Origin of the sequence: Sphingomonas ginkgonis (genome assembly GCF_003970925.1) — a bacterium.
Classification (GTDB): domain Bacteria; phylum Pseudomonadota; class Alphaproteobacteria; order Sphingomonadales; family Sphingomonadaceae; genus Sphingomicrobium; species Sphingomicrobium ginkgonis.
Genome location: NZ_RWJF01000001.1, coordinates 242501 through 263397, shown reverse-complemented (window position 1 = coordinate 263397; position 20897 = coordinate 242501). Strand labels below are relative to the sequence as shown.

18 protein-coding genes (1 of these 18 cut by a window edge) are annotated in these 20897 nt (G+C 69.7%); 9 read left to right on the top strand and 9 right to left on the bottom strand.

Annotation, left to right across the window (positions count from 1 at the left end; all coding sequences use genetic code 11):
• Positions 1 to 2: 2 nt before the first annotated feature.
• From HMF7854_RS01300 to HMF7854_RS01290, 3 genes are read right to left on the bottom strand one after another with little or no spacing between them, the layout of a single operon-like run.
• The gene (locus HMF7854_RS01300; RefSeq protein WP_126717454.1) at positions 3 to 515 is read right to left on the bottom strand and encodes a hypothetical protein; all 513 of its coding nucleotides are present in this window, start codon (positions 513 to 515) and stop codon (positions 3 to 5) included.
• A 41-nt stretch (positions 516 to 556) separates the two neighbouring features.
• Positions 557 to 1009: a hypothetical protein gene (locus tag HMF7854_RS01295; protein WP_126717453.1), complete on the bottom strand. Its 453-nt coding sequence runs from the start codon at positions 1007 to 1009 to the stop codon at positions 557 to 559.
• On the bottom strand, positions 1006 to 3165 hold the full coding sequence (locus HMF7854_RS01290; protein ID WP_126717452.1) for a toll/interleukin-1 receptor domain-containing protein: 2160 nt from the start codon (positions 3163 to 3165) through the stop codon (positions 1006 to 1008). Before HMF7854_RS01290 ends, HMF7854_RS01295 begins: the two co-directional genes overlap by 4 nt.
• A gap of 126 nt (positions 3166 to 3291) precedes the next feature.
• Between HMF7854_RS01290 and ispG the strand changes: the two genes are divergently transcribed.
• The 3 genes from ispG (at position 3292) to HMF7854_RS01275 (ending at position 6039) form a co-directional block, all read left to right on the top strand.
• Entirely contained in the window at positions 3292 to 4419 is a 1128-nt protein-coding gene (gene ispG / locus HMF7854_RS01285; protein WP_126717451.1) for a flavodoxin-dependent (E)-4-hydroxy-3-methylbut-2-enyl-diphosphate synthase, read from the top strand.
• Positions 4420 to 4582: 163 nt separating this feature from the next.
• The gene (locus tag HMF7854_RS01280; RefSeq protein WP_126717450.1) at positions 4583 to 5113 is read left to right on the top strand and encodes a retropepsin-like aspartic protease family protein; all 531 of its coding nucleotides are present in this window, start codon (positions 4583 to 4585) and stop codon (positions 5111 to 5113) included.
• Between the two features lie 32 nt (positions 5114 to 5145).
• Entirely contained in the window at positions 5146 to 6039 is an 894-nt protein-coding gene (locus HMF7854_RS01275; protein ID WP_126717449.1) for a DMT family transporter, read from the top strand.
• Here HMF7854_RS01275 and HMF7854_RS01270 read toward each other — a convergent pair.
• Entirely contained in the window at positions 6036 to 6686 is a 651-nt protein-coding gene (locus HMF7854_RS01270; protein ID WP_126717448.1) for a DUF1345 domain-containing protein, read from the bottom strand. The genes HMF7854_RS01275 and HMF7854_RS01270 overlap by 4 nt on opposite strands.
• A gap of 50 nt (positions 6687 to 6736) precedes the next feature.
• Here HMF7854_RS01270 and HMF7854_RS01265 point away from each other — a divergent pair, with 50 nt between their 5' ends.
• Positions 6737 to 7051 (top strand): DMT family transporter, encoded by a 315-nt coding sequence (locus HMF7854_RS01265; protein WP_126717447.1) that lies wholly within the window; start codon positions 6737 to 6739, stop codon positions 7049 to 7051.
• On the opposite strand, the gene HMF7854_RS01260 is transcribed toward HMF7854_RS01265, so the two are convergent.
• Entirely contained in the window at positions 7048 to 8568 is a 1521-nt protein-coding gene (locus HMF7854_RS01260; RefSeq protein WP_126717446.1) for an amidase, read from the bottom strand. The genes HMF7854_RS01265 and HMF7854_RS01260 overlap by 4 nt on opposite strands.
• A 106-nt stretch (positions 8569 to 8674) precedes the next feature.
• Between HMF7854_RS01260 and HMF7854_RS15900 the strand changes: the two genes are divergently transcribed.
• Positions 8675 to 11227, top strand: coding sequence for a TonB-dependent receptor plug domain-containing protein (locus HMF7854_RS15900; RefSeq protein WP_221766397.1), 2553 nt, complete (start codon positions 8675 to 8677; stop codon positions 11225 to 11227).
• Between the two features lie 62 nt (positions 11228 to 11289).
• Here the strand turns inward: HMF7854_RS15900 and ppa are convergent, their stop codons facing one another.
• Positions 11290 to 11835: an inorganic diphosphatase gene (gene ppa / locus HMF7854_RS01250; protein WP_126717445.1), complete on the bottom strand. Its 546-nt coding sequence runs from the start codon at positions 11833 to 11835 to the stop codon at positions 11290 to 11292.
• Positions 11832 to 13760: a M61 family metallopeptidase gene (locus HMF7854_RS01245; RefSeq protein ID WP_126717444.1), complete on the bottom strand. Its 1929-nt coding sequence runs from the start codon at positions 13758 to 13760 to the stop codon at positions 11832 to 11834. Before HMF7854_RS01245 ends, ppa begins: the two co-directional genes overlap by 4 nt.
• A 56-nt stretch (positions 13761 to 13816) precedes the next feature.
• On the opposite strand from HMF7854_RS01245, the gene hisS reads away from it, so the two are divergent.
• The 4 genes from hisS (at position 13817) to HMF7854_RS01225 (ending at position 17995) form a co-directional block, all read left to right on the top strand.
• Positions 13817 to 15097 carry a histidine--tRNA ligase gene (gene hisS, locus HMF7854_RS01240; protein WP_126717443.1) on the top strand — a complete coding sequence of 427 codons (1281 nt, stop codon included), beginning with the start codon at positions 13817 to 13819 and terminating at the stop codon, positions 15095 to 15097.
• Positions 15097 to 16173 carry a peptide chain release factor 1 gene (gene prfA, locus HMF7854_RS01235; RefSeq protein WP_126717442.1) on the top strand — a complete coding sequence of 359 codons (1077 nt, stop codon included), beginning with the start codon at positions 15097 to 15099 and terminating at the stop codon, positions 16171 to 16173. The genes hisS and prfA overlap by 1 nt, the downstream gene beginning before the upstream one ends.
• A 5-nt stretch (positions 16174 to 16178) precedes the next feature.
• Positions 16179 to 16988, top strand: a complete 810-nt coding sequence (prmC, locus tag HMF7854_RS01230; protein ID WP_126719991.1) for a peptide chain release factor N(5)-glutamine methyltransferase — start codon at positions 16179 to 16181, stop codon at positions 16986 to 16988.
• Between the two features lie 257 nt (positions 16989 to 17245).
• Complete coding sequence (locus tag HMF7854_RS01225; protein WP_126717441.1) at positions 17246 to 17995, top strand: DUF4167 domain-containing protein; 750 nt, start codon at positions 17246 to 17248, stop codon at positions 17993 to 17995.
• A gap of 116 nt (positions 17996 to 18111) precedes the next feature.
• Here HMF7854_RS01225 and HMF7854_RS01220 read toward each other — a convergent pair whose 3' ends face one another.
• Both HMF7854_RS01220 and HMF7854_RS01215 read right to left on the bottom strand, forming a co-directional pair.
• Positions 18112 to 20652 carry a TonB-dependent receptor gene (locus HMF7854_RS01220; RefSeq protein WP_126717440.1) on the bottom strand — a complete coding sequence of 847 codons (2541 nt, stop codon included), beginning with the start codon at positions 20650 to 20652 and terminating at the stop codon, positions 18112 to 18114.
• A gap of 218 nt (positions 20653 to 20870) precedes the next feature.
• Positions 20871 to 20897: the 3' end of an acyl-CoA thioesterase gene (locus HMF7854_RS01215; protein ID WP_126717439.1), read on the bottom strand. The gene runs 345 nt beyond the window's last position; only the last 27 of its 372 coding nucleotides appear in the window; its start codon lies beyond the right edge, outside the window; its stop codon occupies positions 20871 to 20873.

Sequence of the window (20897 nt, the reverse complement as noted above, 5' to 3'; positions counted from 1 at the left end):
TGCTATCGCAGTTCGAGCACCACAAGCGCCGCGACCATCACCATCGCCAGCGCCGCGATGACACCCAGCCAGCCGGATCCTCCGTGGCCAGCGCCGCCGTTGCGGATCTCGATCGCGGCGGCGAAGGGCGGCGGGTCAAAGCGGAGCAGGGCGCGGATGACGCAGGCGCGCTGGTCGTTGCGGTCGCGCACGGTGAGCCGGCGGCGATCGATGCTGACCGAGTCGCCGTCGATCTGCCCCGCGGGGCTGGCCGGATCCTCGGCGAAACTGTGCCGCGGATCGTGGAGGAAGCGGATGCCGCGGCCGGCGTCGTCGACGATGTCGAAAATCACGTCATGGTAGCCGCTGCGGGGCTCGAGCTGGAGCGTGGCGCCCTCGCCGCAGGGCTCGCCGTGCTGCTTCCAGACCAGCCGGTAGCAGGCATGGGGGTCGGGATCGGCGGTGGTGTGCACCTCGCAGGTGACCGGCACGCCGGGCAGGTCGCCGAAGCGCCCCGCTGCTCGCATCTGGTTCAACCTTGCTCTCCTTCAGGCGGGAGGAGACGCATACCGGACGTTCAGACACTGGGGATGGTGCCGCCGTTCTTGATGATGGGGTCGACGTCGCAGTCGCCTTCGGTGGTCTCGAAGAAGAGGTGGTAGGCCCAGCATTCCTCGCGATTGGGCGTGACGAGGTGCAGGTGGCGCTTGTCGAAGTTCTTGACGGTGAAGTCGGCGAGCCCGGGATCGTTGGCGCAATCGTCCTCGCGCGCGCCGGCCTTGATGTAGATGGCCTTGCCGACTTCCTTGCTGTTGGCCCCGCGGAACCGCGCGTCGACCGCGTCGCCGCCCGCGATCTCGATGTGGATGTCGTGCGCGGACACCTGCTCGAACCACAGGCCGTGCTTCTTCAGCTTCTTGGCCTTCATCTTGCCGGGCACCTCGACGTCCACCGCCGGCACCGGCGGAAACTTCCCGTCGGGAAAGCTGATGTGGATCTTGACTACGCCGGAGTCCTTGTCGTCGATCATTGCCTGCTCCCCTGTTGCCACCGGGCGAGGAAATCGGCCCGGCGATAGCCCATGGCGGCCAACCGCGCGGCCAGCTGCCGCGCCGCCGGCTCCTGCCCCGACGCGCGCAGCAGCAGCGCCTTGGTCGCCAGCTCGTCGGGGCGCTCCTCGACCCCGCGCGGCCAGCTCGCCATGGCGCGCGCCAGCGCCGAGCCGGCCTCGGCGAGCCGCCCCTGGCCGGTGAGAGCCTGGCCGAGGCGGGCTTCGGCCTGGGCGATCCCCATCGCCCGCGGCGCCCCGCTGCTCGCGCTCCGCCAGGCCAGGATCGCCGCTCGGGCGGAGTCCGCGGCGGCGGCATGGTCGCCCTTCCGCTCGGCCAGCGCGCCGCGAAGGCGGAGGCATTCGGCGCGGAAGGTCGTCCGCCACGCGGCGACGCTGCGGTCGCGGGCGACCAGCCCGTCGGTCCCGGAACAGGCCCGGCGGGTCGCGTCCGCCGCGCGCGCGAGGTCGCCCGCCACCAGCGCCGCCGTGCCCTCGCCGGTCGCGGCGGTGACGATCGCCTGCTGCCACTCGCTATTGCTCGGATCGGTCTTCAGCAGCTGCGCACCGAGCTGGTTGACGGTTTCATATTCCTTCAGCGCCGCGGGGCTGTCGCCGAGCGCGGCCAGGATCCGCGCGTGCGCGGCCCGGGCGGCGAGCTCGTCGCGGCGGAAGGACATGTCGCCCTTGCTCCTCGCCCATAGCTGCTGGGCGAGCCGGGTCTCGCGCTCGCGCAGGAGCCGCGCCTCGTCGAACTCCCCGCCGAACTCGCGCGCCTCGGCGAGCCAGCCGAGTGCTCCGGAGACCTGCTCCTGCGCATCCTGCGAGCCGGGCTGCGCCGCGGCCAGCTGCTCGCTCTGGTTGAGCGCGTTCTGGTAGGTGTCGGCGGCCTCGCGATAGTGCCGCCCCCGCATCAGCATGGTCCCCAGGTTGGTGTCGGCGTAGACGACCTCGAGCTGGTATTCCGGCTTGCCCGGCGCCCGCTGGACCATCTGAGCGGCGAGCCGCCGATAGTCGCGCATTGCCGCGATCGCCTGATCGAGATCGCCGCGCTGTTCGTCGAGATAGCCGGTCCAGTAAACGTTCTGCGCGTGGTCGAAGAGCCGCTGCGGATCGTCCGGGCGACGGCGCAGCAGCTCGGCGGTGGTCGCCTTGGCCTCGGCATAGCGGGTCAGCGCTCCCGCCATGTCGCCGCGGGTCTGGGCCAGTTCGCCGAGCAAGGTGAGCGCGCGCGAGCGCTGCGCCAGCGAATCGTCCGACAGGCTCCGCTTGTCCTGCCGGGCGTAGAAGGCCAGCGCGCGCGTTCCGACGCTGTCGAGCACGTCGAGGCGGCCGAGCGGCTCGAGCTTGCGGCGGAGGTCGCCGAGCATGAAGCCGACCAGCCCCTCGGCCTGGCGCCGTTCCTCGCGCGCGGCATCGCGGGCGCGGATCGCGGTGACCGCCAGACCGCTGGTGACCAGCATCCCGGCGAGCGAGGCCGCGGTGAGCGCGAACATGCGGCGATGCCGCCGGTGCGCGTCGCGCTGGGCGAGGTCGTCGAGCCCGACCCCAAGCATGCCGGCGATGATCTTGAGCAGCGCCAGCCGGCGCCCGTCGCCCTGCGCGCGGAGATCGGCGGCGATCGGCTCGGCCGGCTGCGTGGTGGGACGGCCGCGCTTGTCGTAGCGAACCCGCAGCGCAGGCGGGAAACATTCCTCGCCCTCGCGGCCATGCATCGCCGAGGCGCCCGGCTCGCCGTCGTTGATCAGCGCCAGCACCCGCTCCTCGCCGTGACGGCGCTTGAAGCTGTCGATCTCCTTGTTGGTCCAGACCGAGGCGGCGGCGGCAGGGGAGCAGAGAACGATCAGGAAGCGCGAGCCGGCGATCGCGTCCTCGATCTCCTCACCGAGATCGTCGCTGGCAGCGAGCTCGTGGCGGTCGCGGAAGACGGGGGTGAGCCGCTGCGGGATGGCGCCCATCTTGGTCAGCCGGCCGACCAGCTGCGGCGGGACGCGGAAGCATTCGAGCGCCTCGTGGAGCCAAGCGGCACAGGCCTCGTCCTCGTGCGCATAGCTGATGAAGGCGGCATAGCGCTGCTTCGGGGTTCGCGCGCGGCTTCGCGGACGATCCCTGGGCAGCAGTCGCTGATGTTCCGTCATCGCCGCCGATCCCCGAGCGAATCCGCGAAAGGCGCCATTTAACACGCATGGTTAATCGGGGCGAATCCGAAACCCGCCCGGCTTCGCCCGGTTGGCGCGGCCACTCCCTTGCCCTATATCCCCACCATGTCCTCCATCCGTCCCTGGCGTACCATCGAGCGGCGCAAGTCGCGGCAGATCATGGTCGGCAACGTCCCCGTCGGCGGCGACGCCCCGGTCACCGTCCAGACCATGACCAACACGCCGACCTCCGATGCGCGCGCCACGATCGACCAGATCCGCCGCTGCGAAGAGGCCGGGGTCGACATCATCCGCGTCAGCTGTCCGGACGTCGAGAGCACGGCCGCGCTGAAGGAGATCGTGCGCGCCTCGACCGTGCCGATCGTCGCCGACATCCACTTTCACTACAAGCGTGCGCTCGAGGCCGCCGACGCCGGCGCCGCCTGCCTTCGCATCAATCCCGGCAACATCGGGTCGGAGGAGCGGGTTAAGGAGGTCATCTCCGCCGCCCGCGCCAACGGCTGCGCGATCCGGATCGGGGTCAATGCCGGGAGTCTCGAGAAGGACCTGCTCGAGAAATATGGCGAGCCCTGTCCCGAGGCGCTGGTCGAGAGCGCGCTCGACCATATCCGCATCCTCGAGGACCATGGCTTCCGCGACTACAAGGTGGCGGTGAAGGCGAGCGACGTGTTCCTCGCGGTCGCCGCCTACCACGCGCTGGCCGAGGCGGTCGACTGCCCGCTTCACCTCGGGATTACCGAGGCCGGCGGCCTGATCGGCGGGACGGTCAAGTCGTCGATCGGGGTCGGCTCCCTGCTGTGGGCTGGGATCGGCGACACGATCCGCGTCTCGCTCTCGGCCGAGCCAGAACAGGAAGTGCGCGTCGGCTACGAGATTTTGAAGGCGCTTGGTATCCGCAGCCGCGGGGTGCGGGTGGTCAGCTGTCCGTCCTGCGCTCGGCAGGGCTTCGACGTCATTCGCACCGTCGAGCGGCTGGAGGAGCGGCTGCAGCACATCCGCACGCCGATGAGCCTCAGCGTGCTGGGCTGCGTGGTCAACGGACCCGGCGAGGCGCGCGAGACCGACATCGGGGTGACCGGCGGCGGCAACGGCCGGCACATGGTCTATCTATCGGGTGTGACCGACCATCATGTCCAGGACGAGGGCATGATCGACCATATCGTCCGGCTGGTCGAGGCGAAGGCGGCCGAGATCGAGGCCACGCGCGAGACGGTTCCCGCCGCGGCGGAATAGGCTTTAGCGCTTTCTTCACCGACCGCGGCGCAGAGTCGCGGCGATGGCCAAGCTCATCATCCTGTTGCTGACCGGAGGCGCGCTGCTCGGCGAGCTGGCGCCGCATCGGCCGAGCGAGCCGCCGCTGCTGATCGACGCCTCGCACGCGGCGGGCTGAGCGCGCATGCTGCGGGCGGTCTTCCTGCTACTGATCGGTGCGGTGGTCGCCGGCGCGCTGATGCCCGGCAGCCTTTCGCCTTCGCCGGTCGGAACCGCTCCGCCCAAAGCGCCGCCGCCGGTGCAGATGGTGGAGGCCAGCGCGCCGCCGCCGACACTGATCGACACGACGGCCGGGCCCGACACGGTAATCCAGCGCTCGCCCGACGGGCACTTCTACGTCGACGCGCAGGTCAACGGCGCGACCGTGCACTTCCTCGTTGATACCGGGGCGACCACCGTGGCGCTGACCCCGCAGGACGCGCAGGGGGCCGGGCTGCAGTTCGATCGCGCGAGCTTCCAGACGGTCGGCGCGACCGCGTCGGGCGAGCTCAAGGGTTCGATGGTGCTGCTCGACCGGGTCAGCCTCGGCGGTCGGTCCGCCGCGAACGTCGGGGCGGTGATCATGGACGGCGGGACGAAGTCGCTGCTCGGCCAGAGCTTCCTCAGCCAGCTGAGCGCGGTCGAGATCCACGGCGACACGATGGTGCTGCGCTAGTCTTTCGGCGGCGGCCGGCTAGAGCGGCGGGCATGAACCGCGTCGCCCAGCTCCCGCTGCCTGCCTTTTTCGCTGCGCTCGGCGCGGTCGGGCTGCTGTCGGCGATGGACGCGGCGGTGAAGACGCTGGTGCTCGCGCTGGGGATCTTCTCGACCATGTTGTGGCGCTCGCTGGCGTCGCTGCTCCTTTCCTCGCTGCTCTACCTGCCCCGCCGCCGGGCATGGCCGACCCGCACGGTGCTGCGAATCCACCTGCTGCGCGGGCTGACCATGGCGGTGATGGCGTTCCTGTTCTTCTGGGGACTGGGGAGGGTGCCGATGGCGCAAGCCATCTCGCTGACTTTCATCGCCCCGCTGATCGCGCTGGTGCTGGCCGCGGCGACGCTCGGCGAGACGATCGGTCCGCGGACGGTCGCCGGCGCGCTGCTCGCGCTGGCGGGGGTCGGCGTCATCATGCTCGGCGAGCTGCGCGCCGACCTTGGCCGCGAGGCGCTGCTCGGAAGCGGGGCGATCATCCTTTCGGCGCTGTGCTACGCGGTGAACATCGTGCTGATGCGGACCCAGGCGATGGCCGCCCGGCCGCTCGAGATCAGCTTCTTCCAGAACCTGGTGGTCGCCGGCTGCATGGTTGCCGCGCTGCCGCTGGCGGGTGGTGTCGTCCCGCCCCACGGGCAGTGGCCGGCGATCGCGATCGCTTCGGTCCTGTCGATCGCCGGCGCGCTGCTGTTCGCCTGGGCCTATGCGCGGGCGGAGGCGGGCTACTTGGCGGTCACCGAATATAGCGGCTTCGTCTGGGCCTCCCTGTTCGGCTGGCTGGTGTTCGGCGAGCGGGTCGCGGCGGCGACGCTGGCCGGGGCGGTGCTGATCGTCGCGGGCTGCTGGGTCGCGGCGCGGCGCGAGAAACGGGTCCCCGAGCTCGCCGCCTAGCCCCCGGACGAGCTGCCGAGCACGTTGATGGTGAACGCCAGCACCCCGATGTTGTAGAAGAAGGCGGCGAGGCAGTGCGCCACCGTGACCTTGCGGATGCGCTGGTCCTGGATGTCGACGTCCGAGGTCTGGAAGGTCATGCCCAGGGTGAAGGCGAAGTAGATGAAGTCCCAGTAGATCGGGGCCTCGGTCTTCGGAAAGCTGAGGCTCCGGCACTCCTGTCCCGGCGAGTCGCCATAGGCGAGATGCGCGTAGTGGAAGGTATAGATGACGTTGCTGAACAGCCAGGCGATGATGATCGTGGCGATGATCAGCGCCTTGATCGGCCAGCCGAGATGCCGGGCCGAGCTTTCCGAGGCGATCGCGACCAGCACCACCCCCGTCACCACGAAGGTGATCGCGAGCAGGATCGTTCGGTTGGCGTCGTTCCGGCGCGCCTGCTCGCGGATCCGGTTGGGGTCGTCGACCATCAGCATTGGCAGCACCGAGGCGAGAAACACCAGCGCGGCAAGGTCGAACGCTGCGAGGAAGCCGAGCGTGATCCGCTGGTGATAGACAAACGCCGCACCGATTCCGGCTGCGAGCACCGCCAGGAACAGGAGGAAGCGCGGGGGCGCAAGCTTGCTGCCGATGCCTGTCTCAGCCATGGAGACAAGGGTTAGCGGCCCGCGCGCCGCCGTAAAGTGAAAGGCGCGACATGGCCTGGCTGTTGCTGATCGTCGGCGGTCTGTTCGAGGTGGGGTTCACCACCACGCTGCGGTTCGTCGACGGGTTCCGCAACCCGTCCTGGACGCTGGGCTTCCTCGCCTCGGTGACGCTTTCGATGGGCCTGCTCGAGGCGGCCTCGCGGACGATCCCGATGGGCACGGCCTATGCGGTGTGGGGCGGGATCGGCGCGGTCGGCACGGTGATCGTCGGGATGATCTGGTTCGGGGAGCCGGCGGCGACGCTCCGGCTCCTCCTCATCCTCGTCATCGTCGGCGCGATCGCCGGGCTCCGGATGACCGCCTAGAGCCGCTGCGGGGCGAGCTGCTGGGCGACCGGCGGGACCCGCTCGATCGAGGGAACCAGCGGCGCCGTCGGGAAAGGCCCGCGTGCCTGCTCATAGGCATAGCCGAGGCTGAGGATCTTGGCGTCGTCCCACTTGCCGCCGATGAAGCTCAGACCCACCGGCAGCCCCTTCACCAGACCCATCGGGACGGTCAGGTGGGGATAGCCGGCGACCGCCGCGAGGCCGCCCGCGCCGCCGCCAGCGATCTGGTCGCCGTTGACCGCGTCGATCTTCCACGCCGGCGGCATGGTCGGACCGACCAGCGCATCGAGGCGATCGGCCTTCATCAGCCGGTCGATCCCGTTCGGGCCGGCGGCGGCGAAGCTGGTATCACGCGCCTTGCGCCACTCGGCATCCAGGCCCTTCGTCTTCTGCGCGGTCAGGAACGTCTCCTGCCCGAACAGCGCCATCTCCTGCCCTGCATGCGCCTCGTTGAACGCGATCAGCTCGGCGAGCGAGCGCGGGACGCTCGCCGGCGAGCTCTTGAGATAGTCGTTCATGCCGGCCTTGAGTTCGGCCATCAGCACCTTGTTCTCGTTGGGCCCGATCGCCTTGTCGTCGAAGCTCTTGATCTCGACCAGGGTGGCGCCCTGCTCGCGGAGGATCGCGAGCGCGGTCGAGAAGGCGGCGTCGGTGCCGAAGCCGGAGGCGAACCGCATCACCCCGATCCGCTTGCCGCGAAGCGCGTGGGGGTCGAGCCCGGCGGCGAAGTCGACCCGGTGCGCGTCCGCGCCGCGGGTGGCGGGATCGCGGCTGTCGCTGCCGGCGATGGCGGTCAGCAGCATCGCCGCCTCGCGGACGCTCGCCGCCATCGGCCCCGCCGTGTCCTGGCTCGCGCTGATCGGGACGATGAAGGTTCGGCTGACCATCCCGACCGTGGGCTTGAACCCGACGATGCCGTTCACCGCGGCGGGGCAGGTGATCGAGCCGTCGGTCTCGGTCCCGATCGCCATCCGCACCAGACCGGCCGCGACCGCCGCGCCGCTGCCGCTCGACGAGCCGCAGGGATCACGGTCGAGTGCCCAGGGATTGCGGGTCTGGCCGCCGACCGCGCTCCACCCCGAGATGCTGTGATTGGAGCGGATGTTGGCCCATTCGCTGAGGTTGGTCTTGCCGAGGATCACCGCCCCGGCGGCGCGCAGCCGGGCGACCAGCGGAGCGTCGCGGCCGGTGACGTTGCCCGCGAGCGCCAGGCTGCCCGCGGTGGTCGGCAGCGGGCCGGCCTCCTCGATATTGTCCTTGATCAGGACCGGCGCGCCGGCGAGCGACCCGCGCGTGCCGGCGGCGTCGACGCGCCGGGCCTGGCCGAGGGCGGTCGGATCGATCGCGATCACCGCCCCGACCGCCGGGTCGATCCGCCGGATCCGCTCGATCGCGCCGAGCGTCGCCCGCTCGGCAGGGCCGGCCGGCCGCTGCGCCAGCGCCGCCGATCCTGTCAGGAGAAAGAAAGCCAATACGCCTACACGCCCGTTCGTCACCTTGAGACTCCTGTTGGTCGAAGCGGATACGAGGCTTAAAGGCTAAGTTCATCCGGGCGCAATGACTGGCGGGAGCATGACTGTTCTCCCAACGTTACGGATTTCCATGCTGCATCGCACCCTGTTCGCTTCCGCCGCGTTGTTCGCCGCGCCCGCTCTCGCCCAGACCGCCGGCCAGACCCCGCCACCGCCGGCCGGCGAGCCGACCGCGCCGCCGGTCGCCGAGGTCCAGCCCGCCCCGGCGGCGCCGGCGACCGCGGACGACAATGCCACGGAGGACGAGGACGCGATCGTCGTCACCGGCCAGCGCCCGCGCGGCTCGGTGGTCGGCGACATCCCGGCGGAGAACACGCTCAACGCGCGCGACGTCCGCGCCTACGGGGCGGCGAGCGTCGACGAGCTCATCCAGCAGCTCGCCCCCCAAGTCGGCAGCGCGCGCGGGCGCGGCGGCGAGGCCCCGGTGGTGCTGCTCAACGGCCGCCGCAGCTCGGGCTTCCAGGAGCTGCGCGACCTGCCGCCCGAGGCGATCGAGCGGGTCGAGATCCTGCCCGAGGAGGTCGCGCTCAAATATGGCTATGCCGCAACCCAGCGGGTCATCAACATCGTTCTCCGCCAGCGCTTCCGCTCGACCGTGGCTCGGGTCCAGGGCGGGGTCCCGACCGCCGGCGGCTACACCAGCCAGCAGGGTGATCTCACCCGGCTGCAGATCGACCGCAACGGCCGCACCACACTGACCGCGCATGCCGAGCGGAGCGGCGCGCTGACCGAGGCCGAGCGCAACATCCTGCTCGATCCGAGCTTCGTCGGGCCCGACCCGCGGCCGTTCCGGACGCTGCGGGGCGCGTCGGACCAGGTGCGGGTGGGGGCGACGGTCAACCGCAACCTCAGCCAGAAGGTGGCGGGAACGGTCGACCTCCGGCTCCAGCACGACAGCGGCCGCTCGCTGCTCGGCCTGCCGGCCTCGGGCATCCTCGATCCGCTCGGCCGCAACCAGCAGACCGACAGCGCGCGGCTGGCCGGGCTGCTCAACGGCGACGCCGGCAAGTGGCGCTGGACGGCGAACAGCGCGGCGGAGATCGACATCACCCGGACGCTGACCGACCGGACCGAGATCCAGACCGACCGCGCCTACAGCGAGAACCATCAGGCGAACCTCGACCTGACCGCCAATGGTCCGCTGCTCGACCTGCCGGCGGGCCGCTCGAACATCACGCTGCGCGCGTCGGGCAGCACCCGCGACCTCTACAGCCGCTCGCGCCGCTCGATCGGGCTGACAGAATCCGACCTCGGCCGCGACCAGCTCGGGGGCTCGGTCAACGTCGACCTCCCCGTCGCCAAGCGCAACGGCGCGCTGGGGGCGATCGGGACGCTGACGCTCAACGCCAACGCCGAGGTCGAGCATCTGAGCGACGCCGGCACGCTGACCACCCTCGGGGGCGGGGCCAACTGGTCGCCGGTCGCGCGGCTCAACCTGATCGGCAGCTACACGCGCGAGGAGGGGGCGCCGACGCTCAACCAGCTCGGCGACCCGGTGCTCGAACAGCCCGGCGTGCGCATCTTCGACTTCATCAACGGCACCACCAGCACGGTGACCGCGGTGACCGGCGGCAACCCCGCCTTGCAGAACGACCGCCGCAGTGTGTTCAAGCTCGGCGGCAACTGGCAGCCGTGGGAGGCGACCGACCTCACCTTCCGTGCCGACTATGTCCACAGCCGGCTGAACGACCCGGTCGAGGCGCTCGGGGCGCCGACCGCGGCGCTGCAGGCGGCCTTCCCCGACCGCTTCGTCCGCGATGCGAGCGGAACGCTGCTCCGCGCCGACCTGCGCCCGGTCAACTTCGACCGGCGCGAGACGGACACGCTGCGGATCGGGTTCAACTTTTCCAAGCCGCTCAAGTCGAAGCGGCCCCCGCAGGCCCTGATCGACCAGTTCCGCCGGGCCCGCCAGCAGGCCCAGGGCGGCGGCGGCGGTGGCCGGCCGGGCGCGGATGGCGCGCCGCCTCCGCCGCCCCCCGGTGGCGGCGACGGCGGTCCGCCACCGGGCGGCGGCGGCTTCGGCCCGGGCGGCGGCGGTGGCGGGGGCTTCGGCGGCGGCGGCTTCGGACGCGGAGGCGGCGGCGGTCGCGGCGGCTTCGGACAGGGCGGCCGGCTGCAGTTCAGCCTCACCGACACCGTCACCCTGCGCGACCGGCTCTACATCCGCGACGGGCTCGCCCCGATCGATTTCCGCAACGGCGGCACGCTCGGCGCCGGCGGCGGAACCCCGCAGCACAACGTCCAGGCCGAGGGCGGCTATTTCAACAACGGGTTCGGGGTTCGCGCCTCGGTCAACTATGCGAGCGGGACGAGCGTGATCGGCGGCCCCAACGGCGATCTCCGCTTCTCGCCGCTGGCGACCACCGACCTGCGCTTCTTCGTCAATCCCGGCGACCGCTTCGACTGGGTGCTGAAGCATCCCTGGCTGCGCGGCACCCAGGTCCGGCTCGACATCAACAACATCTTCGATGTCCGCCAGCGCGTGCGCGACGCGACGGGCGCGGTGCCGATCAGTTACCAGCCCGACCTGCTCGACCCGGTCGGCCGCTCGGTCAGCATCAGCCTGCGCAAGCTGTTCCTGCCGAGCCGCTTTTTCGCCCGGCTACCCGGCGCCTCGCGCTGACAAGGAAAGGGCGGCCCCGCTCACGCCGGGCCGCCCTTTTCGAACAACGGATAATAGAGGAGCTAGGCCGCGGCGGCCTTGGCCTGCTGGGCGCGCTCGAGACCCTCGCGGATCACGCGGAATGCGTCCTCGCTTCCGCCCCAGTGCCCGACCCGCACCCACTTCTCGGGCTCCAGGTCCTTGTAGTGGGTAAAGAAGTGCTCGATCTGCGCGGCGACGATCGCCGGCAGGTCGGTCCCTTCCTCCACGTCGGTATAATATTGCGTGGTCTTGGTGTCCGGCACCGCCAGCAGCTTTTCGTCGCCGCCGGCCTCGTCCTCGAGGAACAGCACCGCGATCGGCCGCGCCCGGATCACCGAGCCGGGGATCAGCGGGTGCCGCGTCATGACCAGGCAGTCGAGCGGGTCGCCGTCGCCGCCGAGCGTCTGCGGGATGAAGCCGTAGTTCGCCGGATAGCGCATCGGCGTGTGGAGGATGCGGTCGACGAAGATCGCGCCCGACGCCTTGTCGAACTCATATTTGATCGGCTCGCCGCCGATCGGCACTTCGATGATGACGTTGACATTCTCGGGCGGATTCTTGCCCGCGGGGATCAGATCGATGTTCATTTGGGATCCAGCAGTTGATCGAGGGTGCCGTTGCCGCGGCCGACCTTGACGAGGCGCGGGTAGCGGAGACCCCCGTGCCAATCGAGCCTTAGCGTACGGAACTGGTCGCCGCTCCTGACCAAAAGGTCGATCGGCGCAGTCGTTCCCTTGGCCGCGGTGATGGCCGATTTCAGCGCATCGGCGCTGTAGGCGCGGCCGTTGACAGCAAGGATGGTGTTGCCGACCGCCATCCCGGCATTGAACGCCGCGCTGTTCCAGATCACGCCCGAGACCTTGCCGTCGCTGCCGAGGGACAGGCCGCCCGAGTAGCTGAGGTCGGTCGTCTTGCCGCGCGCCTCGCCCGACTTGATCCACTTGGTCGGCTGGTCGCTGTAGACGAGGCTGTAGCCGCCCTGGGTCAGGCCCTCGAGCGGCGGATTGGCGGCGATCTCGTAGACCTTGGTGGTGAGATAGGTCTTCCAGTCGTAGGGCTGGACCCGGTTGAGCGTCGCGACCACCTCGTCGAGGTTGTAGGTGACCTCGCCATAGTCCCCGTCGCGGCCGCCGAAGAAGGCGCGGGCGAAATCGTCGATCGACTTGCGGCCGCCGGAGCGGGTCCGGATGATCCGATCGACGTCGGTCCAGATCAGCTGGCCCTCGGAATAATAGTCCTCGCTGCGCTGCCAGCTGCGCCACGGCTGCGCCGCGCGCTTAGCGATGGCGGGATCGTTGGTCGTGTCGACCAACGGCCGCCACGCCCGCCCCGGCGTGCCCTCGGAATAGGCGGCGGCGGTGGCGGCGAGCGCGTCCAGCGTGTCCTGCTTGGACAGCATGCCGGAGCGGGCGCCGAGCACATAGCCCCAGAACTGGGTCATGCCCTCGTAAACCCAGAGATAGGTGCCGCGCATCGGCGTCTTGTAGTCGGGCGTCCATAGGTCTTCGCCGCGGCGATACTTGCCGTCCCAGCTGTGGCTATATTCGTGCGGCAGCAGGTTGCGGTCGCGCAGCACGCTGTCCCATTCGGTGAAGTAGCCGCGTCGCACGCCGTCTTCCGAGCTGCGATGATGCTCCAGCCCCGAGCCGCCGAGATTGTCCGAGATGGTCAGCAGGAAGTTGTAGTGGTCGTAATGCTGCGCGCCGAACAGCTTGACCGCCTGCTCGACGAGGCGGCGATGGGCGGCGATCTGGTCGGGCTTGGCCTCGAGGTCGGCGGGAGTGTCGCCGATCACGTCGATGCTCACCCGATCCGTCAGCGGAATGTTGCGGAAATTGCGCCCTGCGATCAGCGGCGAGTCCATCAGGATCTCGTAGCTGGTGACCGGATAGTCGATCCGGCCGCCGACCTGCGCCTGCGGCCGGAGCGCGGTCCCGACCTGCCAGCCGGCCGGGAGGATGACCGATGCCTGGATCGGGATCTGGCGGACGAAATAGCCGGCTGGATAGAGCGAGTTGGCGATCCACTGGATGCTCGCCATGTCCGGGGTCATGACGATCCGGCCCTGGTTCCCGTCAGTCGGCGAGACGTACTGGAACTCGACGTCGACCGCGCTCACGCCCTGCGGCACGTCGACGTGAAAGGCATAGACGTCGACCGGGTCGCGGCGCCACTTGAGCGGCTGGCCGTTGGCGGTGGGGCGGAAGCCGGCGACCTTGTTGATCTGGCCGCTGTCGGAATGGTTGCCGGGCAGCCACTCGGGATAGAGAAGGACGAGGTCGCCCGCCTGGGCGACGGGGACCCGCTCGCGGATCCGAAAGATGCCGCGCGCGGTGTCGGTCGCGTCGACCGTCAGCTGCAGCGTGCCAGGATAGGGAGTGTCGCGCGGGACCGGGATGGTGTCGGCGATCGGCACGGGCTGCGGACGGCTGTTCTGGGGCGGCACTGGCGACGCGGCGGCGATGGCCAGGGGAGCCGCGAAGCACAGCGCGGCGAAACGGAGATTGCGCATGACGCGCGCCTAGCCAATCCGGGTGGAGGCCGCTAGGGGCTCGCGACGAGTTTTCCATGGCCCAGACGAACATTCCCCAGCCGGTGCGCGGCACCCAGAGCTTGCTCGGCGAGGATGCCGACCGTTTCCACGCCGTGGTCGCGGCGTTCGACCGCGTGCGCCGGCTGTTCGGCTTCAAGCGGGTCGAGGTGCCGGTGATTGAGCCGACCGCGGTCTTCGCCCGCTCGCTCGGCGAGACCACCGACGTCGTGTCCAAGGAGATGTACAGCTTCGAGGACCGCTCCGGCGACCCGATCACTCTGCGCCCCGAGTTCACGGCCGGGATCGCGCGCGCCTATCTGAGCGAGGGCTGGCAGCAGTTCGCACCGCTCAAGGTTGCGACGCACGGACCGGCCTTCCGCTACGAGCGGCCGCAGAAGGGTCGCTTCCGCCAGTTCCACCAGCTCGACGCCGAGATCCTCGGTGCCGCCGAGCCGCAGGCCGACGTCGAGGTGATCGCCTTCGCCGCGCAGCTGCTGAAGGAGCTCGGCCTCGGCGAGGACGAGGTGGTGCTCAACCTCAACACACTCGGCGACCCAACGACCCGCACTGCCTGGCGTAACGCGCTCCACGCCCATTTCAGCGAGCACGCCGCGAGCCTCAGCGAGGACAGCCGCGACCGGCTCGACCGCAACCCGCTGCGCATCCTCGACAGCAAGGCGCCGCAGGATCGCCCGATCGCCGATGCCGCGCCCGAGATCGACGCGCACCTGACGAACGAGGCAGCGGACTATTTCGCGGCGGTGACCGCCGGGCTCGACGCGGCGGGAGTGCGCTGGACGCGCGCGTCGCGACTGGTGCGCGGGCTCGACTATTATCGCCATACCGCGTTCGAGTTCATCACCGACCGGCTGGGTGCGCAGGGAACGGTGCTGGCTGGCGGCCGCTACGACGGACTGATGGAGGCGCTGGGCGGCCCGCCCGTGCCGGCGGTCGGCTGGGCGGCGGGGATCGAGCGGCTCGGCCTGATGATCGACCCGCCGCCGTCCGAGGATCGCCAGCTCGTCGCGGTCATTCCCGACACGCCGGCGGAGCAGCCGCTGGTCGCCAAGGTCGCGGCGCGGCTGCGCGGATCGGGCATCCCCGTCCGCACCTATCTGCGCGGCAATGCCAAGAAGCAGACCGAGCGTGCCCGCAAGGAAGGATTGTTCGGGATCCTCTTCCTGCGCGCCGAGGAACACCCGCAGGGCGAGCATCATTTCACTCCGATCCGGGGCGAGCCGGTGGGAGACGCCGACCTGGTCGCGCGGATCGCGCTGCTGCTCGGACCGCAGCCGGCGGAGGCGGACGGGCGCTGATGCAGATCTCGTCGGAGCGGATCGCCCAGATCGAGGCGAAGAAGAACGAGCTGTCCGAGGCGATGGCGGCGGGCACGCTCGCGCCCGACGATTTCGTCCGCCTGTCCAAGGAATATGCGCAGATCGAGCCGGTCGCCGCGGCGGCGCGCGAGGTCCGTAGGCTGCGGGCCGAGCGCGAGAGCCTGCAGGTGATGACCCGCGAGGCGGACGAGGAGCTCCGCTCGATGGCGGAGGAGGAGCTGCGCGACATCGAGGAGCAGCTGCCCGGTGCCGAGCGGAGCCTCGCCATCCAGCTGCTGCCCAAGGATTCGGCCGACGAGCGCGCGGCCATGCTCGAGGTGCGAGCCGGCACCGGCGGCGACGAGGCCGCCTTGTTCGCCGGCGACCTGCTGCGGATGTACCAGCGGTTTGCCGATCTCCAGGGCTGGAAGTTCGAGCTGATCAGCGCCTCGGCGTCGGACGTCGGCGGCTACAAGGAGGCGGTCGCCTCGATCGCCGGGGGCGGCGTGTTCGCCCGGCTCAAGTTCGAGAGCGGCGTGCACCGGGTCCAGCGCGTCCCCGCGACCGAGAGCGGGGGGCGGATCCACACGTCCGCGGCGACCGTTGCCGTGCTCCCCGAGGCCGAGGACGTCGACGTGCAGATCGACGACAAGGACCTGAGGATCGACGTCTATCGCTCTTCCGGGCCGGGCGGGCAGTCGGTCAACACCACCGACAGCGCGGTCCGCATCACCCATTTGCCGACCGGGCTGGTGGTGATCCAGCAAGACGAGAAGAGCCAGCACAAGAACAAGGCCAAGGCGCTGAAGGTGCTCCGCACCCGCCTGTTCGAGATGGAGCGCGAGCGGCTGGCGAACGAGCGGGCGGGGGCGCGCAAATCAATGGTCGGGTCGGGCGACCGCTCCGAGCGGATCCGCACCTATAATTTCCCGCAGGGGCGAGTCACCGACCACCGGATCAACCTGACCCTGCACAAACTGCCCGAGATCCTCGAGGGGCCGGCGCTCAAGGACCTGACCGACGCCCTGATCGCTGAGGACGAGGCGCAGCGGCTGGCGGGCTTGGAAGAACAGTGAAGGACATCACCCGCGCGCTCGCAGAGGCTGCGCGGAAATTGTCGCCTCACAGCGATACCGCCCGGCTCGACGCCGAGCTGCTGATGGCGGAGGCGCTCGGGATCGACCGCGACCGGCTGCTGCTCAATCCGCCGGACTGGACGGTGCCCAAGCGCTACTGGACGATGGTCGACCGCCGCCTCGCTGGAGAGCCGGTCGCCTACATCACGGGCCGGCGGGCATTCTGGAACATCGACCTTCACGTTGGGCCCGGCGTCCTCATCCCGCGGCCTGACAGCGAGGTGCTGATCGCCAGCGCGATCGAGTGGTTCGACAGGCGCGACCCGCCGAGGCGGGTGCTCGACCTCGGGACCGGCCCCGGGACATTGCTGCTCGCGGCGCTGGACATCTGGCATGGCGCGACCGGGCTCGGGATCGACAGCAGCCGACGTGCCTTGTCCTACGCGTCGGCGAATGCCCGCCGCCTCGGGCTCGAGCCGCGTGCCACCTTCCACCTCGGCGACTGGGCGAGCGGAATCGACGAGCCGTTCGACCTCATCCTGTGCAACCCGCCCTATGTCGCGCCGGGAGCCGAACTTGGGCCCGGGGTCGCCGAGCATGAGCCGCCCGAAGCCCTGTTCGGGGGCGAGGACGGGTTGTCGGACTACCGCCGGCTGGCGCCGGAGATCGCGCGGGTGAAGGCACCCGGCGGACTCGCCGCGATCGAGATCGGGTTCGACCAGGCGGACAGCGCGGCCGAGCTGTTCCGCCGGGAATGGCTCGACGTCCGCCTCGCGCATGATCTCGCCGGGCGCCCCCGTGCGCTTCTGATTTAGGTGAGCGCCTTTTCACTTGGAAATTCGTGCGCGAACCATTAGATAAGGTCTTCGAGGACGGGGCCGCTTCACGCCTGAGGCTGAAGAACAGGCCGGATCGCCCCAGTCCACCCCCGACGATTCTTTCGAGCAAGCGGTGCGTTTTCGCTTGAGCGGAGCGACAAGGGCGGGAACGGTACCGGTGGTGCCGTGCCGTTGCTCGGTCGGGGAAGGTACAACATGCGCCCGAGGGCGCCAGTGCCGGGGAAAGAAAGCAGTTGATCAACAATCGTCAGGGTGGCCGCCGTCGCGGTCGCGGGGGCCAGCGTCCGCAGGGCATGGGTGGAAACGGCGGCGGCAACGCCCGCGATAACCGCCAGCGCGGCAATGCCGCCCAGCTGCTGGAGAAATACAAGAACATGGCGCGCGACGCCCAGCTTGCCGGCGACCGCGTGCAGACCGAATATTATCTGCAGTTCGCCGATCATTATTTCCGGGTGCTGAGCGAAAGCCGCTCGCGCTTCGAGGAACAGCGCCGCGCGCGCGGTGACTTCGACGAGGACGACGAGTTCGACGACGAGGGCATCGAGGCCGACAACGACCAGGACATGGTCGAGGCGGTTGAGCGCGACGAACGTCCGCAACGGCCCGAGCGCCAGGACCGGCCGGAGCGGCAGGACCGCCCCGAGCGTCGCGATCGGCGTGAACGGTACGGGCGCGATCGCCAGGACGAGCGGGTCGCCGAGCGGGCGGACGGCGAAGATGGCGCGGCCAACGGGAGCGACGGCGACGCGAACGGGCGGACCATCCGCTTCGACCGGAGCCGCGGCCGGGCACCGCGTCGGGACGCGGCTCCAGCCGAGGACGGCCAGGCTCAGGATGGCGGGCTGGCGCTTGCCGGACTGCCGCCGGCGATCGGCGCTCCCGCCAACGGCGAGGAAGCCGAAGACGCCGCGCCACGGCGGCGCCGGACCCGTCGACCCCGCGCTGCGGAGGGTGACGAAGGCGAGATCGCGCCGGCGGCCTGAAGGCGAGGCAACGGCATGAACCAGGGCGGCGGAGCATCGGCTCCGCCGCCCTTTTCTTTTTCGTCATAATCGAGGACTAGGCGGGAGATCCTGTCTGCCGCCCCGGATGCGGCGCCTCAGAGCCGGATCGAGGCCTCCAGTCCGAAGGTCCGCGGCGCATTGAAGTTGCCGTAGTCACCCAGCACGTTGGCGATGCTGCCGTTGACCACGCTGGTGGTCGGACCCGCCGGCAGGCTGTTCGAGGGATCCCGGCGGAACACATATTGCTCGTCGAACAGGTTGCGGGCCCAGGCCGAGACCGTCACCGTCGAGCCGCGCAGCGGGATGTCGGCAAGCGAGACCCGGCCGTTTACGATAAACGAGGCATCGTTGTGCAGCGCAAACTGGTCGAACGCCTGGGTCGACTGGGCATAGTTGGCATCGGCATGGAAGCGCAGGCTGGTGCCCGAGCCGCCCAGCGGGATCGAATAGTCGATCGCGCCGCTCGCCGCGTTGCGCGGGGTGAAGACGATGTAGAATTTCTGCGGCACCGTCGTCGACACGCCGCCGGCGGTGTAGGTGATCGGAACGGCGGGGATGTCGGTGTAAGTGTAGGCATAGGACGCGGTGAGCTGCAGCCGGTCGACCGGCGATACGGTGAGGTCTGCCTCCACGCCGCGGATCTTGGTGATCCCGGGCGCATTGATCGTCCGCAGCACGTTGACGTTGGATCCCGCCGCCGGCTGGATGAAGCTGATGTCGACCTGGCTGTTCTTGCGATCCATGATGTAGCCGGCCAGGTTTAAGCGGGCGCGGTGCTGGAAGAAGTCGGTTTTGAGGCCGAGTTCGTAGGCCTTGATGTCCTCCGGCCCGAACGCCTGATAGTTGGCGGTTCGCGAGCTCGCTCCGCCGGCGCGGTAGCCGGTAGAATATTTGGCGTAGGCGTGGACCGCGGGCGAGACGTCGTAGGCCAGCGTCATCATCGGGTTGAACCGGTTCCAGCTCTGGTCGAGCGGCTGGTAGCCGTTGGCCGCCGCGACTGTCGGATTGGTGTCGTAGTTGACGTTGCGGAAGTAGTGGAGGACGCCCTTCTTCTTGTCGTGCGTGTAGCGGCCGCCGACCGTCAGGTGCAGCGCGTCGGTCACGTTGGCGGTGAGCTGACCGTAGGCGGCATAGCTCTTCGACTTGACCTCGGAGGCGCGGTCGATCGAGCAGCCGTTGACCGCTTCGCCGACGAACGCCGGGGTGCTGGCGGTGCAGAAGGGGATGTCGACATAGGTCGCGCCGACGACCTGGCCGGCGCCGTTGAGCGTGGCGATGGCCCCCTTGGAGTTGGGCGTCGCCGCATCGTCGCTGACATGCTCATTGAAGTAGTAAAGGCCGGCGACATAGTCGACGATCCCGATCGAACCGACCGCCTGCAGTTCCTGGCTGAACTGACGCTGGTGGAGGTCGGCAAGGCTGTAGCGGCTGAACCCGCACGGCGCGGTGGCGGTGCAGGCGGCGGTCAGGGTGACCACCGGCACGCGGTGAGCGCCGCCGCTGTTATCCCACTGGGTCGCATCGACGCCCCGCCACGCCGTCAGCGAGCGCAGCTCAAGCGCGGGAGACACGGTGTACTTAAGGATATTGGTGAAGCCGTGCGTCTTGTCGATGCTCTTGCGCTGGGGAACCCCGATGTCCGCGACCTTCATCCGGCTGTCGCCGTTGACGATCACGCCCGGCGGGAGCGGCTTCACCGTCCCGGTGAGCGTCGTGTAGGCGGTGCCCGGAAGCGAGCAGTTCGGCGACGCGGACTGGGATCCGGCGACGCAGCTGTTCGGGTTGAAGTTCAGCAGCTGGCTGTAGAAGGGCGTGTTCGCGTCATAGCCGTTGTCGTAGCTGAAATCGTCGGTGAGGCCGTGGACCGGGGTCCAGCGGACCGCCGCGCGCACGCCGCGCCGGTTGTAGAAGTTCCAGCCGGTCGAGCCGGGCTCCGGGTCATTGGTCGTCGCGTCCTGGTGCTGGACGATGCCGTCGACCTTGATCGCGAAGCCGGCGAAGGCCGGCAGGTCGAGATGGACGTCGCCATTGTAGCCGCCGTAATTGGCGATACCGCCGGTGGCGCGGAGCGCGAACTGGCCGCTCGGCGCCTTGGTGACGATGCTGAGCGCGCCGCCTTCCGTGTTGCGCCCGAACAAGGTGCCCTGCGGGCCCTTGAGAACCTCGATCCGGTCGACGTCGAACAGCGCCGCGTTGAGGCCGTGCTGGCGCCCGAGATAGATGCCGTCGACGTAGATGCCGACGCCCTGCTCGCGGGCAGGCTGGTTGGCATCGAGCGGAACGATGCCGCGGATGCCGACCGTCAGCGCCGACTGGCGCGCCTCGAAGGTCGCCACCCTCAGGCTCGGAACACCGCCGTCGGCAAGGTCGTAGAGGCTCTCGACGTGACGATCCTTGAGGGCCTGCGAATTGACGACGCTGATCGCGATCGGAGTCTTCTGGAGATTGGTCTCGCGCTTGGTCGCGGTGACCACGATCTCCTCGAGTGGCTGGCTGCCGGCCGTGACGTCAGCCGAATCGGCCGGAACGGCGGCGGCGGTGCCGCCGACCGTTCCGGTGTTCGTGGTCGTCGTCTCGGCGGCCTGTGCCGGGGCCGCCATCAGCAGCGGCATGGCCGCACCCGCCAGCAGCAGCATCGACCGGCCTCGCCGACCACCGGCGCCCGCGGCTGCATGCATCGCTTGAACAGTCATTTTCTCGTTCCTCGCTACCCCCCGGAGCGTTCCGGTTCGGAGGTGCGAGTAGGAGACTGGCGCGACTCAGCCGTGACGGCCGTGCGATCCTGGCATGACAGCGCCGCGACCGGTCGATGACCTCCATGCGACAGGCTGGTGACAGCGCCGACGGGATCCCGTCAGGCGGGTTCGACGGGCCTCGGGCG

Bases quoted from the DNA above. Each gene is read 5' to 3' on its own strand.
- HMF7854_RS01295 (WP_126717453.1), bottom strand. From the start codon at position 1,009: ATGATCGACGACAAGGACTCCGGCGTAGTCAAGATCCACATCAGCTTT.
- HMF7854_RS01290 (WP_126717452.1), bottom strand. From the start codon at position 3,165: ATGACGGAACATCAGCGACTGCTGCCCAGGGATCGTCCGCGAAGCCGC.
- ispG (WP_126717451.1), top strand. From the start codon at position 3,292: ATGTCCTCCATCCGTCCCTGGCGTACCATCGAGCGGCGCAAGTCGCGG.
- HMF7854_RS01280 (WP_126717450.1), top strand. From the start codon at position 4,583: ATGCTGCGGGCGGTCTTCCTGCTACTGATCGGTGCGGTGGTCGCCGGC.
- HMF7854_RS01275 (WP_126717449.1), top strand. From the start codon at position 5,146: ATGAACCGCGTCGCCCAGCTCCCGCTGCCTGCCTTTTTCGCTGCGCTC.
- HMF7854_RS01270 (WP_126717448.1), bottom strand. From the start codon at position 6,686: ATGGCTGAGACAGGCATCGGCAGCAAGCTTGCGCCCCCGCGCTTCCTC.
- HMF7854_RS01265 (WP_126717447.1), top strand. From the start codon at position 6,737: ATGGCCTGGCTGTTGCTGATCGTCGGCGGTCTGTTCGAGGTGGGGTTC.
- HMF7854_RS15900 (WP_221766397.1), top strand. From the start codon at position 8,675: ATGCTGCATCGCACCCTGTTCGCTTCCGCCGCGTTGTTCGCCGCGCCC.
- ppa (WP_126717445.1), bottom strand. From the start codon at position 11,835: ATGAACATCGATCTGATCCCCGCGGGCAAGAATCCGCCCGAGAATGTC.
- HMF7854_RS01245 (WP_126717444.1), bottom strand. From the start codon at position 13,760: ATGCGCAATCTCCGTTTCGCCGCGCTGTGCTTCGCGGCTCCCCTGGCC.
- hisS (WP_126717443.1), top strand. From the start codon at position 13,817: ATGGCCCAGACGAACATTCCCCAGCCGGTGCGCGGCACCCAGAGCTTG.
- prfA (WP_126717442.1), top strand. From the start codon at position 15,097: ATGCAGATCTCGTCGGAGCGGATCGCCCAGATCGAGGCGAAGAAGAAC.
- HMF7854_RS01220 (WP_126717440.1), bottom strand. From the start codon at position 20,652: ATGCTGCTGCTGGCGGGTGCGGCCATGCCGCTGCTGATGGCGGCCCCG.